Consider the following 17,415-nt stretch of genomic DNA (forward strand, 5'->3'; position numbering starts at 1 on the left):
CAATGTAAGGAGCGTGATGCCATGTACTCATCCATTGCCACGGTTTGCTTAAGCGGATCACTGGAAGAGAAGGTAGACGCCATTGCTCAAGCCGGCTTTGAGGGGCTTGAGCTGTTTGAAAATGACCTAACGGCGTTCACCGGTACACCGCGGGAGGCAGGTGAGTTGATACGCTCCCGCGGCCTTAAGCTGGTGACGCTCCAGCCGTTCCGCGATTTTGAGGGTCTCCAGGGCCGCGCACGGGAGCGGGCCTTTGACCGCGCCGAGCACAAGTTTGACCTGATGGAGGAGCTCGGCACGGATCTGCTTATGGCATGCAGCACCGTTCATCCCGACTCACTACCGGGGCTAAGCCGCGCCGCCGATGACTACTATGAGCTCGGCGAGCGTGCCGCGCGGCGTAACCTGCGCGTGGCCTATGAAGCACTGGCCTGGGGCCGCCATATTCACGACTACCGCGACAGCTGGGAAGTGGTGCGCCGCGCAGCCCACCCCAATGTCGGCCTGGTACTGGATACCTTCCATATTTTCTCCCGCCAGACCGAGCTGGGCACCATCGGTCGCATTCCGGGGGATCGCATCTTTCTGGTTCAGACCGCCGATGCGCCGCGTCTCTCCATGGATCACCTATCGTGGAGCCGCCACTACCGCTGCTTCCCCGGCCAGGGCGAGCTGCAGATGGATAAGTTCATGGCCATGTTGGATGAGACCCGTTACGACGGCCCGCTCTCCCACGAGATCTTTAACGATGTGTTCCGCATGGGACACAGCGACCAGACGGCCCGGGACGGGCTGCGTTCCTACCACTTGCTGCGCAGCATGCAGGGCGACAGCGGGATTCCCGCGCCGCAGCCAATCGAGTCGGTCGCCTTTCTGGAGATCGCCGTTGAGCCTGCGGATTTAGCGTCGCTGCGTGAGCTGCTCAGCGCCCTGGGCATGGCTTGCGTGGGGCGTCACCACACGCTTAACGCCGAGCGCTGGGCGGCAGGTGACGTCAATCTGGTGCTCAATGCCGAATCGAGCTTTACCGGCCGCACGCCAGGACGTGATGCCACCGCAGTAACGGCGATTGGCCTGCGCGTGGCAAATGCCTATGAGGCGTTTAAGCGTGCAGACAAACTTGGCTACGATATTGTCGAGCCTGAAGAAGTTGGCGCCAGCCACCGTATGAGCGCGCTGCGTAATGTGGATGGCAGCCTCTCCTACATTATTGACGACTCGCAGCTTAGCCGCACCTGGGATCGCGAGTTCCCTGTCGATGTGCAACCGGTTCCCCAGGGCGCACTGGTGGATATCGACCATATCAGCGTGGCGCTCTCCTACCACGACTACCTCTCGCTGATGCTGCAGTACCGCGCTATTTTCCAGCTGGCGCCAACACCCTCCTTCGATGTCACCGACCCCCGCGGGCTGATCCAAAGCCAAGTGCTGCAGAACTACAACGGCCGCTTTCGTCTGGCGCTTAACGCCAGTGCCTCGCCGGATACCGCCAGCAACCGCTTTGTGCGCCAATACGGCGGCTCGGGGATTCACCATGTCGCCCTGCGCACCAACGCCATGCGCGACACCAGTGCTGCGCTGCAGCAGGCGGGCACGCCGGTACTGCCAATCCCCGGGAATTACTACCGCGACCTGACCGCGCGCTTCGACCTACCGGCGCAAACCCTGCAATGGATGCAAGAACACCACATTCTCTTTGATCAGGACAGCGACGGCGACTTCCATCAGCTGTATACCCAACCCGGCCGTCAAGCGTTCTTCTTTGAGCTGGTGCAGCGTGAGGGGTACCAAGGGCTGGGTGCGCCGAATGCTTTTGTGCGCGTCACCGCGCAGCAGCGCTTGGAAGCGAAAATTGATGGTATTGCCCAAGAAACGCCAAACCACGACTCGGGAGAGAGCCAAACATGATCAAACTTGGACTGGTAGGCGAAGGCATTGCTAAATCGCAATCTCCCGATTTGCACGAGCGCCTGGGTGCGTCGTTGGGCGAGCCGGTACGTTACGATTTAGTCGATAGCCGGGGAGCGACGGATTTTGATTTTTCCAGCGCGATACGAAGGCTGCGTGACGAGGGGTACCGGGGCACCAATGTTACGTTCCCCTTCAAGGAAAAAGCCGCACAGCTCGCCGATATCCGCGGTGAAGGCGTACGGCGGGTAGGCACCGCCAACACTCTACTGTTTGACGCTGAGGGGCTGCGCGCTGAAAACACCGATTACACCGGTTTTATCAGCGCCTACCGCCACTCATTCGGTAGCCAGCCCGCTGGTGAGGTTCTACTGATCGGCGCCGGTGGCGTGGGCCGTGCGGTGGCGTGTGCGCTGGGGGAGCTTTCTGTTAGTTGCATACACATTCTTGAACATGACAGCACCCGGGCTGAGAACCTCAGTCGTGATCTTAACGCCATGGGGATTAAAGCGGCGTGCATCACGCCAGAGCAGGCGCAGCGAGAACTTCCTCATTGGCAGGGCGTGGTTAACTGCTCACCTATTGGCCATATCAATCACCCCGGCTGCCCCATCGATACCGCCGGGCTGGGTGCCCAGCATTGGGTCTTCGATGCGGTTTACATCCCCGCCCATACCGAGCTGTTAAGCGCCGCCCAGCAGGCGGGCGCCAAAACACTGTCGGGTGTGGATCTATTTGTGTTCCAGGGCGTGGATGCGTTTCGCTTCTTCACCGCCGATTGCATCGCCTCTGAACAGATCGACCCGCATGTAATACCGCTGCGTACGCATTATATCGAGCAGTTAGTCGCACCACAGCGCTCTAACTCATAAGCAAGGGCCTCGCCAATACCACCACCTGCTCCTGTAATGATGGCAACCGTACCCTTTAACTCTGTATTGAACGCGTTATCCGTGGTGTCCATATCAAATTCTCCCAAGTTGAAACAAAACGACACAACTATATTTAGATTTACGGTGTGTGGTACTTTACATACTAGATGCAGTCACCACCCACTGTGCGGAATACCTATGGCTCCCAAACCTCTTAAGATCCAGCGCCCCCAGTCCCTGGCAACACTTGTTATGGAGCGGATTCGTGATGCTATTGTGTCTGGTGAGTTCACCTTGGGTGAGAAAATCTCAGAAGAGTCGCTCGCCGAAACGTTTGGTGTCAGCCGCTCGCCGGTACGCGATGCGCTAAACGCACTGCAATTTACAGGCTTGGTTGAAATCCGTCCCAAGCGAGGTAGTTTTGTCTTCAATCCTACGATCGTCGACATAGGTCAGCTGTGCGAATACCGTGAAATGCTAGAGCGTGAAGCCTGCACCCTCGCCATGCGAGGTGGAGGTGAGACATTGATTCAAACTCTTCAAGGGCTGTTCGATGAAATGGCCAGCGCGCATAAAAGCGGTGACACCCGGCGCTATGCCGCACTGGATACCGCCTTCCACAAAGCATTCTTCCAACACTGTTCCAACGCATTGGTACAGGACGCCTATATGCTGGTCGAAGCACGACTAGCGACAATCCGAACCGTACTGACAGCGGCCAGGGAAGAGCGTCGCGAGGCCAGCTATACTGAACATGGCGACATCATCGATGCTCTAAAACAACAGGACATGGCTAGGTTTGAGAGAGTGCTGAAAACGCATGTTCACCGCACTCAACTCGTTGCCGTCGAACGCTTATCCGAAACGGATCATGATGCCTCTGCACCGGCTCGATCCACCGTCAGGCTTTAACGCGAAGGATATCGCGGACGGACGGATTAGCGAGATAAGTCGGCTCACGTCCCTGCAATACGTCGACGATGTTCTGCGCAGTCTTTGAGCGAATCTCGAACTCGCTACCTTCTGAATACCAAGCGCAATGCGGGCTAGTAATAACATTGGGCAGCGATAATAGCGGGTGATCAGCGCCAATCGGTTCGGCTTCAAACACATCGAGCCCTGCGCCTGCAATTTGGCCACCTTTCAGTGCACGTACCAGCGCATCCTCGTCAACCACTGGGCCGCGGGCGGTGTTAAGCATTAGCGCCGTGGGCTTCATCGCCGCAAACTGTTCATCCGAAATCATGTGCCGGGTTTCATCGGTCAGCGGAACATGTACTGACAAGATATCGGATTCAGCGATTAACTTGTCGTAAGTCACCAGCTCAACACCTGCGGCCTTCGCAACAGCTACATCGGCGTATGGGTCATGCGCAATAATACGCAAACCAAAATTCGACATCTTGTGTGCCATACGCTGAGCAATTTGACCGAAGCTAAGAAAGCCCAATGTTTGCCCACGTAACCGCGATAGTGGCTTGGCAACGGTGTAGTCCCATGTACCTGCTCTTAAGGCTCGATCATAGGTGCCAATGCCTCGTTTCAGCGCCATCATGAGTGCAATCGCATGATCCGATACCTCTTCCAATGAGCCGTCTGGCACATTGGCAACATAGATGCCAGATTCGGTGGCACGCGACACATCAATAGTGTTCAGCCCAATACCGTAACGAGAGATAACCTGACAACGCTCTAGTTTATCGATTACCCCTGCTGTCAGTTGGCAATACTGATTAATAATGGCATCCGCATCGGCGCAGGCTGCAATGGCCTCGGCTTCGGTCTTGCACTGGGCTTCCACCAGCTCGAAACCCGCCGCTTCGATGACCGCCCGCTCTGGGGCCAAATCGGGAAATTCGAAATCGGTGACAACGATCTTGGGACTCATGAACGCGCTCCATACTGGTCGTCAAATCTGTTAAAGAAGTCTTGATTGACGATATCGGTGAACTGACTGTAGTTGTGCTGGTCGCCGACATTGGCGGGCGTGCCGTCGTCGCGAAGGCGAACCAGCGCGTTCTCCATGGCCTTGCTGGCAGTGAAGAGAAGCGTGACCGCGTAGAACACGACCGAAAATCCCATCTCCTGCAGCGTGGCCCGGTCGAGCTTGACGGTTTCGTTGCCGTCTACAATCGACACGACCTTTGGCCCTTCGACCGCTTTGGCCACCGCTTCGATTTCAGCGATGGTCTTGATACCGTCGACAAATACCAGGTCGACGCCTGCATCCTGGTACATCTTGGCGCGGCGAATCGCTTCCTCGGGGCCAGCGGCGGGCATCGCATCGGTACGCCCGATGATCAGCATGTCCTGATTGCCTCGGGCGGCGACAGCGCCTTTCAAGCGCCGCGCGTTGGCCTCGGCGTCAATCAGGCGAACACCCGCGCGCTGACCGCAGCGCTTGGGCGCTTCCTGATCTTCCAGGTGTATCGCCGCAACACCCGCTTGCAGGTACTCCTGCACGGTGCGATAGATATTGTTGGGGCCGCCGTAGCCGGTATCGGCATCGGCGATGATCGGGATATTGACCGCGCGCACCATGTTGCGGGCGTGCTCGGTCATCTCGGACTGGGATAAAAGCCCGATATCCGGCATGCCCAGACGGCTAGCAGTGGCGCCGAAGCCCGTCATGTAAATAGCGGGGAAGCCGGCACGCTCGACCAGCCGCGCCGACAGCGAGTCGGGGGCACCGGGTGCGGCGACGATATCGCCCTTGGCAATAAGGGATCTGAGAAGAGCAGCCTGGGTAGTTGGCCGTGTGTCAGTCATTGGGCACCTTTGAGTGATGGGAGTAGTACGTGTGTGTCAGCGCCGCCCACCGGCGACGCGTAGCACTTCGCCAGAGGTATAAGGCGCATCGAGCAGCAGCCATTCAGCGGCGCCGGCCACTTCCTCGGCGCTGCCCGCCCGACCGAGCGGGATAGCCTCGGCGTTCGCCGCCCCGCCTGGCGCGCCGGTCTGCATGGCGGTTTGAATGATGCCGGGCGCCAAGGCGTTGACCCGAAGCTCCGGGGCCAGATCGCGAGCCATCGCGCGGGTGAGCGCCAACAATGCGCCCTTCGAGGCACCATAAGCGGCAAAGCCCGGCGCGCCTCCGTTTTCACCCGCGATAGACGCCATATTGACGATCGCCCCAGGCGTATCCAGGGCGCGCGCGTTCAGAAAGGCCTTGGTGGCCAGCATTGGGCCTGTCACGTTGATGCGTAACAAGCGCTCGATTTCAGCGGCCTCCAGGTCGAGCCAGCTGCGCTTTTGGCCCAGAATGCCGGCGTTGTTGACCAGATGTGTCGGACGCCACGTGGTCAGATCCGCCGACGTGATGGCGTTTTCATCGGCGATATCGACGACCTCTACCCGGGCTAAATCGCCGAGTTCGTCGCGTGTCTGTTCCAGTGCCGGCGCCGAGACGTCCCAGAGCAGGACACGCGCGCCTCGTTGCACCAGCCGAATCGCGATGGCCCGGCCGATGCCCGCCGCCGCGCCGGTAATCAGTACAGTGGGTCGAGACATGATTCTCTCTTCATTAGTTGCCTGAACGGATGCTGTCGAGCTGTTCCATCATTCGGTCGATGTTGTCACCGCTGAGCGCGTCACGGCTGCTCTCGTAAACCGGCGCCACCGTCTCACGAAGCTCGGCCATTGCCTCTCCGCTGAGTTCGGTAAACTCCATGCCTTCGGATTCCAGTGCAGCGCGCGCCTCGTCAACGGCTTCGCGGGCACGCGTGACCTGGGGGTCGCGCGCCGCGACGGCACACTCGCGCACTAGATTCTGCTCATCTTCGTTAAGACCGTTCCACTTGCTCTCGGACATCAAGACCGGCAACGGGGAATAGGCGTGCTGCGTCAGCGTGGCGTAGTCCTGAACCTCGTAGAAACGCTGGGACTGAATCAGCGGCAGCGGGTTTTCCATGCCATCGACAGCGCCGGTTTCGAGTGCCGTGAACACTTCGCCGAACGACATCGGCACTGGGTTTGCACCGAGCGTGCGGAAGGTGGCGAGATAGATCGGGTTCTGAATCACGCGAATGCTCAGTCCCTCGAAATCTGCCACGCTTTGGATGGGGCGCACCGAGTTGGTGGCATGGCGAAAACCGTTTTCCCAGATCGACAGCATTACCAATTGATGTCCGGCCATCTTTTCGGCCAGATCGTTTGCGTAGGGGCCGGTCATCACCTGATCGACCTCATCGAAATTGGAAAACAGGAACGGTAGGCTGAAAACGCCCATCGCAGGCTCGATGCCCGCCAGCGCGTCGGCCCCAGCAACGACCATATCGATGGAGCCCGAGCGCACCGACTGCGTTGCCTGGGCGTCGTCACCCAGTTGGCCGGAGTAGAAGGCGCGCAGCTTCATCGCGCCACCCGAACCCTCCTGAAGACAGCTAGACATGGCATCGACCCCCGTGGCCACCGGGTGGTCTTGAGCGGCACCGTTCGACACTCGAAAGGTGTGATTGCCGAACTCCTGGGCCATGGCCGGTGCCAGCGTTGTCATTCCGGTCAGGGCGGTCGCGGCGAGGAAGGTCATTTTTTTCATGATGAGTCATTCCTTATTGATTGTTTGAAGACGCAAGTGACGTACCACTGCTTGATCGCTTCGACGTTATCGAGTCAACCACTCCAGTGGCCAGAGAACGATTTGCGGGAACGCGACCAGCAGTACCAGCACCAGTACCTGGGCGATCAAAAAAGGCGCCGCCCCTCGCGCCACCCGATGCAGCGCGACACCGGACACCCCTGAGGCGACGCTCAACACAATGCCGACAGGCGGGGTCACAAGACCGATCGCGGTATTGACGACGAAGATCACCCCGAAGTAGACCGGGTCGATGCCCGCCTCGACGACCACGGGCAGCAGCACGGGCGCGAGGATGAGAATGGTCGGCCCCATATCCAGCATGGTGCCGACCAGCAGCACGATCAGCATGATCACGATTAGCAGCAGACGCGGCGACTCCACCAGCGGGCCGACCAGCTCCAGCACTATTCCCGACAAATCGGCGATGGTGATGAACCAGGCAGTGGCCAGCGCCGCCGCGGCCAGCAGCATGACGACTGCCGTGGTGAGCGCTGCGTTGCGAAAGACCTCGAACAGATGACTGATCTTCAGTTCACGGTGAATCACCATGCCGACGAATATGGCGTAGACCGCGGCGACGACGGCCGCCTCGGTGGGCGTGACGATACCGAATCTGATGCCGCCCAGAATGATGACCGGCATACCCAGCGACCAGATCGCCCGCCGCGTTTCGCGCAAACGCGTCATCCACCCCTGACGCGGCAGCGGTTCAACGTTGTCGCGACGTGCAACGATCAGCCACGCCGCCATCGCCGCGAGCCCCATCAGAACACCCGGAACGATGCCCGCCAGAAACAGCTTGGTGATCGAGAGATTAGTCGCCACCGCAAAGATGATGTAGGCGATGGAAGGTGGGATGATCGGCGCGATGACACCCCCTGACGACAAGAGCCCGACAGAGCGCGCCTCGTTATGGCCCGAGGCGCGCATCATGGGCAGCATGATGGCGATCAGGGCCGCGGTATCGGCGGCGGCAGAGCCCGACAGCGACGCAAGAATGATGGCGGCAAAGATCGCCACGATGCCTAACCCACCCCGTAGATGGCCCACGAAAGCGATCGCGAAAGCGATGATTCGCTTGGACATTCCGCCGGCGTTCATCAGCTCGCCGGCCAGTAGGAAAAACGGGATGGCCAACAGGGAAAAGTTGTTGGCGCCAAGCACTAGCTGTTGCGAAATGATCTGTGGATCGAGCAGATCGAGCGCCCAGCCCATCATGGCCGCACAGATCAGCAGCGCAAAGGCCACGGGGACGCCGAGCGCCAGAGTGGCGATCAACGTACCGACAAAGATACCCAGAATCATGGTGTCACCTCACCGCCACGCGGTAGTGAGGTCAGCCGCCCGGTCAGATAGCCCAGCATACGCAGCGCGGCGATCAAACCGATCGCCCCCGCCATGGGGATGACCGCGCCGAAGACCCAAATCATCGGCAGGCGCGTCACCGGCGCGATATTCGTCGCGTTGATATCGAACTGCTGAAGTGCGCCGGTGATGAGCAGCCCACAAACGGCAACGACCAGCCCGTTGGCAACGACGAGCATGGCACGCCTGAGCGGCGCCGGGGCCAGCAAAAGCACTAGATCGAAGCCGATATGCATGTTGCGGTGCATAGCTGCGATGGCGCCAAGAAAGATCAGCCACACGAAAAAGAATCGCGAAAGCTCGTCGGATACGTCGATACCCGAGCCGAAACCGTAGCGCAAGACGACGTTTACAAACACCATGACCGTCATGCCGAACAGCAGTACCACGAGTGCGACGTCAACCACTCTAAAAATCAGGTTGATTGTCCTGGACATCGTTCCTCCGTAGCGGAGTCGGCGCTTGAGGGTGTGCACCGCTTCGCCTCATGTAATGTGTTACATACAACATACAACGAATGATCCAGAAACCGTCAAGTTAAATCTGAGTTTAAACCGCTTAACTAAGACTAAAGTAATAATAAAAAACGCGATTTCGGCGTTTTAATGTCCCTTTACCGAATAATTGCTCATTAAACTTTGATTATTGTGTGTAAGAACTGTGTGCTTTAAATATGCACACGTATGTTCAAGCAGGAAAAAATGAGTGCACAAAATGTCTTTTATTATCATGCTTTTATAAGTTTATTATACTTTTTGATAATGCGTTTTTGAGTATTACTTCTTGACGGTACCTCGCATTTAAATTGAAGTGTTATATGTTACATACAACAAGCTTTTTGATAACAATACGAGACCCTCATGACTCATTCAACGAAGAGCCAAGGCTATAAAGCCCTTGGTATTGCCTCATTGCTGTTGCTTGCATCATCGTCTCTGCACGCCAGTAGCTGGCCTGATAAACCCGTCACGCTGGTCGTTCCCTGGGGCGCCGGCGGTGGCACCGATGCAACCGCTCGTATGATTTCCGCCCTGCTCGAAGAGAGCCTTGGCGTTCCCGTTCCCGTGGTTAACCGCACCGGCGGCTCGGGCGTTATCGGCCATTCGGCCATCGCCAATGCCACGCCCGACGGCTATACGATCGGAATCGCCACGCTTGAAATAGGCGGCATGCATTACCAGGGCCTCACGGATATCACCTACCAGGATTACTCGCCCATCGGGCTTTACAATGCCGATCCAGTTGCCATTTTCGTTTCGTCCAGAAGCGGCTATGAAAGCATCGACGATCTGCTGAAGGCGGTTCGCTCGTCCGGACATCGCGAGCTCAAGGCCAGCGGCTCGGCCCAGGGCGGCGTCAATCACATTGCAGAAGCTGGCATGCTGCTGGCATCAGATATCCCGGCGGACAAAGTGGCTTGGGTTCCTTCCGAAGGCGCGGCCCCAGGCCTTCAGGATCTCGCCGCTGGCGGCGTGGATTTCGCGGCCGCGTCGATGCCGGAAGCGCGGGCACTGATGGATGCGGGGCTCATCAAGCCACTCGTCATCCTGAATACCGAGCGCTCCTCGAGCTCCCCTGACCTGCCGACCTTCGAAGAAGCGACGGGCAATGAGTGGTCGTTTGGTTCCTGGCGTGGACTGGTCGGGCCTGCCGGCGTGGATGAGGAGATCATCGGCACGCTACAGGAGCATATGAGCGACATAGTGAACGACCCGAGCTACCTGGAATTCATGAACAATCGCGGCTACGAAACGCTTTGGCTGGAAGGCGATGAGTTCATGGATTTCATGCAGAGTTCGGATCAGAGAATCGGCGAAACGCTGAAATCTCTGGGCATTGTTGAATAGCAAAAAAGGATACCTTGCCTGCAAGGTATCCTTTTTCTTCAGGCCTTCTCATATGAAATTCAACGATATTGTGATTGGTATTGCCTTCATACTCATTGGCGCGTTGGCGGTTTTCCAGGCACGCACCTTTCCCGCCATGCCCGGGCAGATGGTCGGCCCCTCCACCTTTCCAACGATTATCGGCTGCGGTTTTCTGGTCGGCGGCGCGATATTGATCGCCAAGTACATACTCGCGGGAGAAGCGGCTCCCTTGCTGGTCGCCAACCAGGGCTGGCTGAAAAAGAAACGCGTTCTGGGCTTTTTGCTGCTGATGCTGGGAAGTCTTGTGTTCGCAATTTGGATTGAAGAGATCGGCTTCGTACCCGGTGGGATCATTCTGGCGCTGGCACTTTTGTGGCTTGAAGGCTACCGCCAACCGCTGATTCTTGGCTGCGCCGCTCTTTTCGTCGTTGTGGTTTATTACCTGCTGTCTCAACAGCTCAATGTGCCTCTCCCCGCCGGACCATTCATCTAAGGGTATAACGACATGACCGACAACATCGTGGGAGCGCTGCCCTTAGTCTTCAACTACACCACGCTCAGCGTTATCCTGATCAGTGCGCTTTTCGGACTCTTCGTGGGCGCCATTCCAGGGCTTTCCGCCACCATGGCAACGGCCATACTGGTACCCATCACCTTCTTTATGGATCCGGTGCCGGCCATTGCCGCGATCGTCACGACGGCGGCAATGGCGATATTCGCCTCCGATATACCCACCGCCCTGCTGCGCATTCCCGGAACAGCCGCCTCGGCCGCCTACGTCAGCGACATGAATAGTCTCGCCGTGAAAGGGAAGGTAGGGCAGGCGCTGGGTATTTCGGTTTTCTGTGCCGCTTTTGGCGGCGTCTTCGGATCGCTGGTGCTCATTTTCGCCGCGCCCAAGCTTGCGCTGGTCTCTCTGAACTTCACTTCCACCGAGTATTTCTGGCTGGCGCTTCTCGGGCTGACAGCGGCTGTCATGCTGGGTACCGGCTCCGTTTTGAAGAGTCTGCTCTCGCTGGGAGTGGGGCTTTTGATCGCCACAGTCGGTCTCGATTCGACGGCAGGTTATCCGCGCTTCGTGTTCGGTATCGACGCTGTCATTTCAGGTGTGGCCTTCGTACCGGCCCTGATCGGCATGTTCGCCATCCCTGAGATCATTCGCACCATCGTTCACAAGGAGTCGACCGAGAAGGCGCCTTCACACGTTTCCCTGCGCTCGCTGTTTTCGGGCCTGGGTAAGACCCTATACCGGTACAAGGTCAACATCCTGCGGGGCTCGTTGATCGGCAATATCGTGGGCATTCTGCCCGGCGCGGGTTCCGATATCGGCAGCTGGATTGCCTACGCCGTCTCCAAGAAGATGTCTCGTCAACCCGAAAAGTACGGCTCGGGTCACGACGAAGGGTTGGTAGACGCCTGCTCTGCCAACAACTCTGCGCTATCCGGTGCGTATGTACCGGCCATGGTGTTCGGTATTCCCGGGGATTCGATCACTGCGATCGTCATAGGGGTGCTCTACGCCAAGGGGCTCAACCCAGGGCCGCTGGTATTTATCACGAAAGGGGTCGAAGTGACCGCAGTCTTCATTACCTTTTTGGTGGCCAACCTGCTGATCATTCCACTTGGCCTGATCGCCATATTTGCCTCCCGGCATCTTCTTCAGGTAAAGAAGAGCATTCTAGTGCCTTTCATCCTGATTTTTGCCATTGCTGGCTCCTATGCGATCGACAATACCTACACCGGTATCGTGATCATGCTGGTGCTGGGATTGATCGCTTATTTCATGGAAGAGAATGGCCTGCCTGTCGCCCCGGTCATACTGGGTCTGGTGATGGGTCCCATGCTCGAAAGCAACCTGATTACCTCGCTCATCAAGAGCGACGGCAACCTGCTCGATTTCTTCTCACGCCCCATCGCCGCAACGCTTGGCATCCTAACGCTTTCCATATGGTTTGTGCCGGTCTTGCTACGACTGCTTCGAAAACAAAAGACAGTAACCGGTTGATAGGGCGAATTAATGAAAAACAAATCTCGCATAGGGCCTGTTCAATCCCTGACGGACATCGTTGCCGAACGACTTCGAACGGCCATCATCAACGGGGATTTCGCCTTGGGAGAAAAAATCCCAGAAAAGGCGCTTTCATCGAAACTCGGTGTCAGCCGAACCCCCATAAGAGACGCGCTCGCTCGACTTCAAACGTTAGGGCTTGTCACCGTTAAGCCCAAACGCGGCAGTTTCGTATTCGAGCCAACGAGCGCGGACGTTGTGGATCTTTGCGACTTTCGCTTTATGGTAGAGCTACAGGCAGCGAAGCGCAGTTTTTCGAATAGCCCAATAAGACTCGTAAGATCTCTGCAGTTGATCACTCAGAAGATGCAGTCATCTATGGATAAAGACGATGCTCTGGCGTATTCCAGCCTCGATAGCGCCTACCACCAGATGTTCTTCGAACACTGCAACAACCGGTATTTGCTCGATGCCTTCAACTTGATCAGCAATCGTATTTCGGCCCTGCGAACGTCGATCACGTCACCGCAAACCGAGTTAAGAAATATAAGCTTCGACGAGCATCACGCCATGATCGAGCACCTTAAGAAAAGCGATATCGCAAGCTTCGAAAGCGTTCTACACGCGCACATCATGCGAACCCAGGAGATCTACCTGAAAGCCTTGAGCGATCGCCCGACGAGCCTGACTCGCCAGAACCTGTTTATTCGATGACAGCAGACTAATCGCCACTTCGAGAGTTCAACTCGTTTTCTCGTGAACCATACCGGTTCGCTTTACCGTTCATCCAAACAGACAGCAAAGGGATGGGGTAGGTACAAGTGATTTTTTATTCCTGCCAGCACCGGTCGGTCGCCTTGCTGACTGCTGACGGGTTACTGATTGTTCGATACCAAGGAGCACACGTCCATGTACTCATCCATTGCCACGGTTTGCCTAAGCGGCTCCCTGGAAGAGAAGGTAGACGCCATTGCTCAAGCCGGCTTTGAGGGGCTTGAGCTGTTTGAAAATGACCTCACGGCGTTCACCGGCACGCCGCGGGAAGCGGGTGAGTTGATTCGCGCCCGCGGCCTTAAGCTGGTCACCCTACAGCCGTTTCGGGACTTTGAAGGCCTGCAGGGGCGCGCTCGGGAGCGGGCGCTCGACCGAGCCGAGCATAAGTTTGACCTGATGGAGGAGCTCGGCACGGATCTGCTGATGGCATGCAGTACCGTCCACCCTGATTCACTCCCGGGGTTAAGCCGCGCCGCCGATGACTACTATGAGCTCGGAGAACGTGCCGCGCGGCGTAACCTGCGCGTGGCCTATGAGGCGCTGGCCTGGGGCCGCCATATTCACGACTACCGCGACAGCTGGGAAGTGGTGCGCCGTGCCGCCCACCCCAATGTCGGCCTGGTACTGGACACCTTCCATATCTTCTCCCGCCAGACCGAGCTGGGCACCATTGGCCGCATTCCGGGGGATCGCATCTTTCTGGTACAGACCGCCGATGCGCCGCGTCTCTCCATGGATCACCTATCGTGGAGCCGCCACTACCGCTGCTTCCCTGGCCAGGGCGAGCTGCAGATGGATAAGTTCATGGCCATGTTGGATGAGACCCGCTACGACGGCCCGCTCTCCCACGAGATCTTTAACGATGTTTTCCGCATGGGCCACAGCGACCAGACGGCCCGGGATGGGCTGCGCTCCTACAACCTGCTGCGCAGCATGCAGAGCGACAGTGGCATTCCCGCACCGCAGCCGATCGAGTCGGTCGCCTTTCTGGAAATCGCCGTTGAGCCTGCGGATTTAGCATCGCTGCGCGAGCTGCTCAGTGCGTTGGGTATGGCCTGCGTGGGGCGCCACCACACGCTTAACGCCGAGCGCTGGGCGGCAGGTGACGTCAATCTGGTGCTCAATGCCGAATCGAGCTTTACCGGCCGCACGCCAGGACGTGATGCCACCGCAGTAACGGCAATTGGCCTGCGCGTGGCAAATGCCTATGAGGCGTTTAAGCGTGCAGACAAACTTGGCTACGATATTGTCGAGCCTGAAGAAGTTGGCGCCAGCCACCGTATGAGCGCGCTGCGTAATGTGGATGGCAGCCTCTCCTACATTATTGACGACTCGCAGCTTAGCCGCACCTGGGATCGCGAGTTCCCTGTCGATGTGCAGCCGGTTCCTCAGGGGGCGCTGGTGGATATCGACCATATCAGCGTGGCGCTCTCCTACCACGACTACCTCTCGCTGATGCTGCAGTACCGCGCTATTTTCCAGCTGGCGCCAACGCCCTCCTTCGATGTCACCGATCCCCGCGGGCTGATCCAGAGCCAAGTGCTGCAGAACTACAATGGCCGCTTTCGCCTGGCGCTTAACGCCAGTGCCTCGCCGGATACCGCCAGCAACCGTTTTGTGCGCCAGTACGGCGGCTCGGGAATTCATCACGTCGCCCTGCGCACCAACTCCATGCGCGACACCAGTGCAGCGCTTCAGCAGGCGGGCATACCGGTACTGCCAATTCCGGGCAACTATTACCGCGACCTGGCCGCGCGCTTTGACCTTTCGGCACAAACCCATGCGTGGATGCAGGATCACCATATTCTCTTTGATCAAGACAGTGGCGGCGACTTCCATCAGCTGTATACCCAACCCGGCCGCCAGGCGTTCTTCTTTGAGCTGGTGCAGCGTGAAGGGTACCAAGGGCTGGGTGCGCCGAATGCTTTTGTGCGCGTCACCGCGCAGCAGCGCTTGGAAGCGGAAATTAACGGCAGCGCTCAAGATGCTGCGGTTTGACCCTGACCGTCTGCGGGCTGAAAACACCGATTGCATCCTGGGTGCGCCGAATGCTTTTGTGCGCGTCACCGCGCAGCAGCGCTTGGAAGCGGAAATTAACGGCAGCGCTCAAGATGCTGCGGTTTGACCCTGACCGTCTGCGGGCTGAAAACACCGATTGCATCACCTCTGAACAGATCGATCCGCATGTGATACCGCTGCGTACGCATTATATCGAGCAACTTGTCACGCCTTCTGTTCACTCCATGCCATGAAGCGCAAGAGAAATAGCGTACAATTATTCGTTATTCGAACTTAACCATTTGCCTTCATGCGCTAAGGGGCCGCCATGCTCGCTATACTTGGGATTACCACACCCATATTCCTACTGATTGGCTTAGGGTATATAGCGAGATGGAGCGGTATTATCCAGCGCGATCAGATGCAAGGAGTGGGCGTATTTGTGCTCTACTGCGCGCTGCCCGCGCTCGTGATTCGTGCATTAACCCAGCAGCCTCTGGAAGATATTTTCAAGCTCCACTATCTGATTGCTTACGGCCTGGGCTCTATTGCTGTTTTCGGTGCGGGGTTACTGCTCTGCTTAAAACTACAGCGCCAACCACTTAACGCCAGTGCCATGCAGGCACTCGGTATGGCAGCGGCTAATAGTGGTTTTGTTGGCTATCCCTTAGCAGCCATGGTGATTGGCTCGCCTGCGGCAGTTCTGTTAGCGCTCAATATGCTCATTGAAAACCTGCTGGTTATTCCCGCAGCACTGATTCTGGCCGAAATGGATAACCACCAAGGCTCCAGCGTATGGAAAACGGTTAAGCAGACAGCCCTTAACCTCATCAAAAACCCCATATTGGTAGGCTTACTAACCGGCATCTGTCTGGCCGTTTCCGGCGTCAAGATTCCCGCGCCGCTGTTTAAAGCCATCGATATGCTCGCCGAAGCGGCGGGCCCAGCGGCGCTGTTTGTGATCGGCGGCGCACTATTTGGCCTTCAGGTTAAAGGTATGGCGAATGATGTTGGTCAGATCGTTGTCGGCAAACTGCTTATTCACCCGCTGGTCATTTTCATCGCCTTCTATTTTGTTCCAGACATTGATCCCCTTTATATGGCCGGTGCATTGCTGTTTGCGGCCTCGCCAATGATCAGCATTTACCCACTGTTTGGCCAACGCTATGGTTTAGGTGGCGTTAGTGCTGCCTCAATGCTTGTGGCGACGGTAGCCTCTTTCTTTACCCTTAGCTTGATTATCTGGCTAATGACACTGTCAGGGCTCATGGCGTTTTAAATAGCAAAAGTGTTCGGAGAAAAACAAACATGTACCAACACTCTGATCTGCAGGACTGCGCCGTGGTAACCGGCGGAGCGAGAAACATCGGCCAAGCCATTGCTTTGCGTCTCCAGCAGGATGGCTATCGCGTTATCGTGGCGGATATCGTTGCGCCGGAGGTCGACTCTTTACAAGAAGACGCCTACCGAGTTGACCTTGCCGACGCCAACGCTACTCACCGGGTGATGGAGGAAATCGCCGAACGATATGCGGTGTCCCGGCTAATCAATAATGTGGGTATTGTGGCACCAGCGCTGCTTGAAGAGGCACGGATTGAGGACTTCGATAAGCTCATGCATCTGAACGTGCGCTCGGCGCTGGTCTGCACTCAAGCGCTACTGCCCACTATAAAGGCACAGGGCATGGGCCGTATCGTCATGAATGCCAGTCGTGTGGTGCTCGGTAAAGAGGCGCGCACTATTTACAGCGCGACAAAGGGAGCACTGCAATCCATGGCCCGCACCTGGGCGCTGGAGCTTGCTGAGCACGGTATTACGGTCAACTGCGTGGCACCCGGCCCTATCGCCACCAGTGCCTTCTGGCAGAACAACCCGCCCGACTCTGAGCGCGCCCGACGTATCATCGATAACATTCCGCTAGGCCGAATGGGACAACCTGAAGACGTGGCTCAGGCTGTCAGTTTCTTTTGCGACGAGCGCAGCAGTTTCATTACCGGCCAGACGTTGTTTGTCTGCGGTGGAGTCACGGTCGGTTAGACCGGG

General features: G+C 57.4%; 17 protein-coding genes. 11 read left to right on the top strand and 6 right to left on the bottom strand.

The annotated features are described in order from the left end of the window. Positions 1-21: 21 nt before the first annotated feature. The 3 genes from YERSI8AC_RS24210 to YERSI8AC_RS24220 all read left to right on the top strand — a co-directional run bounded on the left by YERSI8AC_RS24210 (position 22) and on the right by YERSI8AC_RS24220 (position 3,692). The gene (locus tag YERSI8AC_RS24210; RefSeq protein ID WP_159177791.1) at positions 22-1,908 is read left to right on the top strand and encodes a bifunctional sugar phosphate isomerase/epimerase/4-hydroxyphenylpyruvate dioxygenase family protein; all 1,887 of its coding nucleotides are present in this window, start codon (positions 22-24) and stop codon (positions 1,906-1,908) included. Next, positions 1,905-2,780 carry a shikimate dehydrogenase family protein gene (locus YERSI8AC_RS24215; protein WP_159177792.1) on the top strand — a complete coding sequence of 292 codons (876 nt, stop codon included), beginning with the start codon at positions 1,905-1,907 and terminating at the stop codon, positions 2,778-2,780. The genes YERSI8AC_RS24210 and YERSI8AC_RS24215 overlap by 4 nt, the downstream gene beginning before the upstream one ends. A gap of 198 nt (positions 2,781-2,978) precedes the next feature. Next, positions 2,979-3,692, top strand: a complete 714-nt coding sequence (locus tag YERSI8AC_RS24220; RefSeq protein ID WP_159177793.1) for a GntR family transcriptional regulator — start codon at positions 2,979-2,981, stop codon at positions 3,690-3,692. On the opposite strand, the gene YERSI8AC_RS24225 is transcribed toward YERSI8AC_RS24220, so the two are convergent. The 6 genes from YERSI8AC_RS24225 to YERSI8AC_RS24250 form a co-directional block, all read right to left on the bottom strand. Then, positions 3,682-4,668, bottom strand: coding sequence for a C-terminal binding protein (locus tag YERSI8AC_RS24225; protein ID WP_141440259.1), 987 nt, complete (start codon positions 4,666-4,668; stop codon positions 3,682-3,684). The genes YERSI8AC_RS24220 and YERSI8AC_RS24225 overlap by 11 nt on opposite strands. Then, positions 4,665-5,549, bottom strand: a complete 885-nt coding sequence (locus YERSI8AC_RS24230) for an isocitrate lyase/PEP mutase family protein (RefSeq protein WP_159177794.1) — start codon at positions 5,547-5,549, stop codon at positions 4,665-4,667. The genes YERSI8AC_RS24225 and YERSI8AC_RS24230 overlap by 4 nt, the downstream gene beginning before the upstream one ends. Positions 5,550-5,585: 36 nt before the next feature. Then, complete coding sequence (locus YERSI8AC_RS24235; protein ID WP_041157406.1) at positions 5,586-6,290, bottom strand: SDR family NAD(P)-dependent oxidoreductase; 705 nt, start codon at positions 6,288-6,290, stop codon at positions 5,586-5,588. A 13-nt stretch (positions 6,291-6,303) separates the two neighbouring features. After that, the gene (locus YERSI8AC_RS24240) at positions 6,304-7,317 is read right to left on the bottom strand and encodes a DctP family TRAP transporter solute-binding subunit (protein ID WP_159177795.1); all 1,014 of its coding nucleotides are present in this window, start codon (positions 7,315-7,317) and stop codon (positions 6,304-6,306) included. Positions 7,318-7,383: 66 nt separating this feature from the next. Continuing rightward, the gene (locus YERSI8AC_RS24245; RefSeq protein WP_159177796.1) at positions 7,384-8,664 is read right to left on the bottom strand and encodes a TRAP transporter large permease; all 1,281 of its coding nucleotides are present in this window, start codon (positions 8,662-8,664) and stop codon (positions 7,384-7,386) included. Beyond that, complete coding sequence (locus YERSI8AC_RS24250; RefSeq protein WP_041157409.1) at positions 8,661-9,161, bottom strand: TRAP transporter small permease; 501 nt, start codon at positions 9,159-9,161, stop codon at positions 8,661-8,663. The genes YERSI8AC_RS24245 and YERSI8AC_RS24250 overlap by 4 nt, the downstream gene beginning before the upstream one ends. A 423-nt stretch (positions 9,162-9,584) precedes the next feature. Between YERSI8AC_RS24250 and YERSI8AC_RS24255 the strand changes: the two genes are divergently transcribed. The 8 genes from YERSI8AC_RS24255 (at position 9,585) to YERSI8AC_RS24290 (ending at position 17,409) form a co-directional block, all read left to right on the top strand. Further along, positions 9,585-10,571: a tripartite tricarboxylate transporter substrate binding protein gene (locus YERSI8AC_RS24255; RefSeq protein WP_041157410.1), complete on the top strand. Its 987-nt coding sequence runs from the start codon at positions 9,585-9,587 to the stop codon at positions 10,569-10,571. Positions 10,572-10,623: 52 nt separating this feature from the next. Next, positions 10,624-11,085: a tripartite tricarboxylate transporter TctB family protein gene (locus YERSI8AC_RS24260; RefSeq protein ID WP_041157411.1), complete on the top strand. Its 462-nt coding sequence runs from the start codon at positions 10,624-10,626 to the stop codon at positions 11,083-11,085. Positions 11,086-11,097: 12 nt separating this feature from the next. After that, positions 11,098-12,597 carry a tripartite tricarboxylate transporter permease gene (locus tag YERSI8AC_RS24265; RefSeq protein WP_041157412.1) on the top strand — a complete coding sequence of 500 codons (1,500 nt, stop codon included), beginning with the start codon at positions 11,098-11,100 and terminating at the stop codon, positions 12,595-12,597. 12 nt (positions 12,598-12,609) lie between these two features. Further along, on the top strand, positions 12,610-13,314 hold the full coding sequence (locus tag YERSI8AC_RS24270; protein ID WP_052475482.1) for a GntR family transcriptional regulator: 705 nt from the start codon (positions 12,610-12,612) through the stop codon (positions 13,312-13,314). A 195-nt stretch (positions 13,315-13,509) separates the two neighbouring features. Further along, positions 13,510-15,372 (top strand): bifunctional sugar phosphate isomerase/epimerase/4-hydroxyphenylpyruvate dioxygenase family protein, encoded by a 1,863-nt coding sequence (locus YERSI8AC_RS24275; protein WP_201521584.1) that lies wholly within the window; start codon positions 13,510-13,512, stop codon positions 15,370-15,372. Further along, complete coding sequence (locus YERSI8AC_RS24280) at positions 15,359-15,499, top strand: hypothetical protein (protein ID WP_159177798.1); 141 nt, start codon at positions 15,359-15,361, stop codon at positions 15,497-15,499. The genes YERSI8AC_RS24275 and YERSI8AC_RS24280 overlap by 14 nt, the downstream gene beginning before the upstream one ends. A gap of 201 nt (positions 15,500-15,700) precedes the next feature. Further along, positions 15,701-16,651: an AEC family transporter gene (locus tag YERSI8AC_RS24285; protein WP_159177799.1), complete on the top strand. Its 951-nt coding sequence runs from the start codon at positions 15,701-15,703 to the stop codon at positions 16,649-16,651. 29 nt (positions 16,652-16,680) lie between these two features. Then, positions 16,681-17,409: an SDR family NAD(P)-dependent oxidoreductase gene (locus YERSI8AC_RS24290; RefSeq protein ID WP_138799610.1), complete on the top strand. Its 729-nt coding sequence runs from the start codon at positions 16,681-16,683 to the stop codon at positions 17,407-17,409. Positions 17,410-17,415 lie beyond the last annotated feature (6 nt).

Origin of the sequence: Halomonas sp. 113, assembly GCF_904067645.1 — a bacterium.
GTDB lineage: Bacteria > Pseudomonadota > Gammaproteobacteria > Pseudomonadales > Halomonadaceae > Vreelandella > Vreelandella titanicae.

Excerpts from the sequence above, each read along its gene's own strand:
- YERSI8AC_RS24230 (WP_159177794.1), bottom strand. The coding sequence starts at position 5,549 with ATGACTGACACACGGCCAACTACCCAGGCTGCTCTTCTCAGATCCCTT.
- YERSI8AC_RS24215 (WP_159177792.1), top strand. The coding sequence starts at position 1,905 with ATGATCAAACTTGGACTGGTAGGCGAAGGCATTGCTAAATCGCAATCT.
- YERSI8AC_RS24220 (WP_159177793.1), top strand. The coding sequence starts at position 2,979 with ATGGCTCCCAAACCTCTTAAGATCCAGCGCCCCCAGTCCCTGGCAACA.
- YERSI8AC_RS24240 (WP_159177795.1), bottom strand. The coding sequence starts at position 7,317 with ATGAAAAAAATGACCTTCCTCGCCGCGACCGCCCTGACCGGAATGACA.
- YERSI8AC_RS24250 (WP_041157409.1), bottom strand. The coding sequence starts at position 9,161 with ATGTCCAGGACAATCAACCTGATTTTTAGAGTGGTTGACGTCGCACTC.
- YERSI8AC_RS24285 (WP_159177799.1), top strand. The coding sequence starts at position 15,701 with ATGCTCGCTATACTTGGGATTACCACACCCATATTCCTACTGATTGGC.
- YERSI8AC_RS24255 (WP_041157410.1), top strand. The coding sequence starts at position 9,585 with ATGACTCATTCAACGAAGAGCCAAGGCTATAAAGCCCTTGGTATTGCC.
- YERSI8AC_RS24280 (WP_159177798.1), top strand. The coding sequence starts at position 15,359 with ATGCTGCGGTTTGACCCTGACCGTCTGCGGGCTGAAAACACCGATTGC.
- YERSI8AC_RS24245 (WP_159177796.1), bottom strand. The coding sequence starts at position 8,664 with ATGATTCTGGGTATCTTTGTCGGTACGTTGATCGCCACTCTGGCGCTC.
- YERSI8AC_RS24275 (WP_201521584.1), top strand. The coding sequence starts at position 13,510 with ATGTACTCATCCATTGCCACGGTTTGCCTAAGCGGCTCCCTGGAAGAG.
- YERSI8AC_RS24290 (WP_138799610.1), top strand. The coding sequence starts at position 16,681 with ATGTACCAACACTCTGATCTGCAGGACTGCGCCGTGGTAACCGGCGGA.
- YERSI8AC_RS24265 (WP_041157412.1), top strand. The coding sequence starts at position 11,098 with ATGACCGACAACATCGTGGGAGCGCTGCCCTTAGTCTTCAACTACACC.
- YERSI8AC_RS24260 (WP_041157411.1), top strand. The coding sequence starts at position 10,624 with ATGAAATTCAACGATATTGTGATTGGTATTGCCTTCATACTCATTGGC.
- YERSI8AC_RS24210 (WP_159177791.1), top strand. The coding sequence starts at position 22 with ATGTACTCATCCATTGCCACGGTTTGCTTAAGCGGATCACTGGAAGAG.
- YERSI8AC_RS24235 (WP_041157406.1), bottom strand. The coding sequence starts at position 6,290 with ATGTCTCGACCCACTGTACTGATTACCGGCGCGGCGGCGGGCATCGGC.
- YERSI8AC_RS24270 (WP_052475482.1), top strand. The coding sequence starts at position 12,610 with ATGAAAAACAAATCTCGCATAGGGCCTGTTCAATCCCTGACGGACATC.
- YERSI8AC_RS24225 (WP_141440259.1), bottom strand. The coding sequence starts at position 4,668 with ATGAGTCCCAAGATCGTTGTCACCGATTTCGAATTTCCCGATTTGGCC.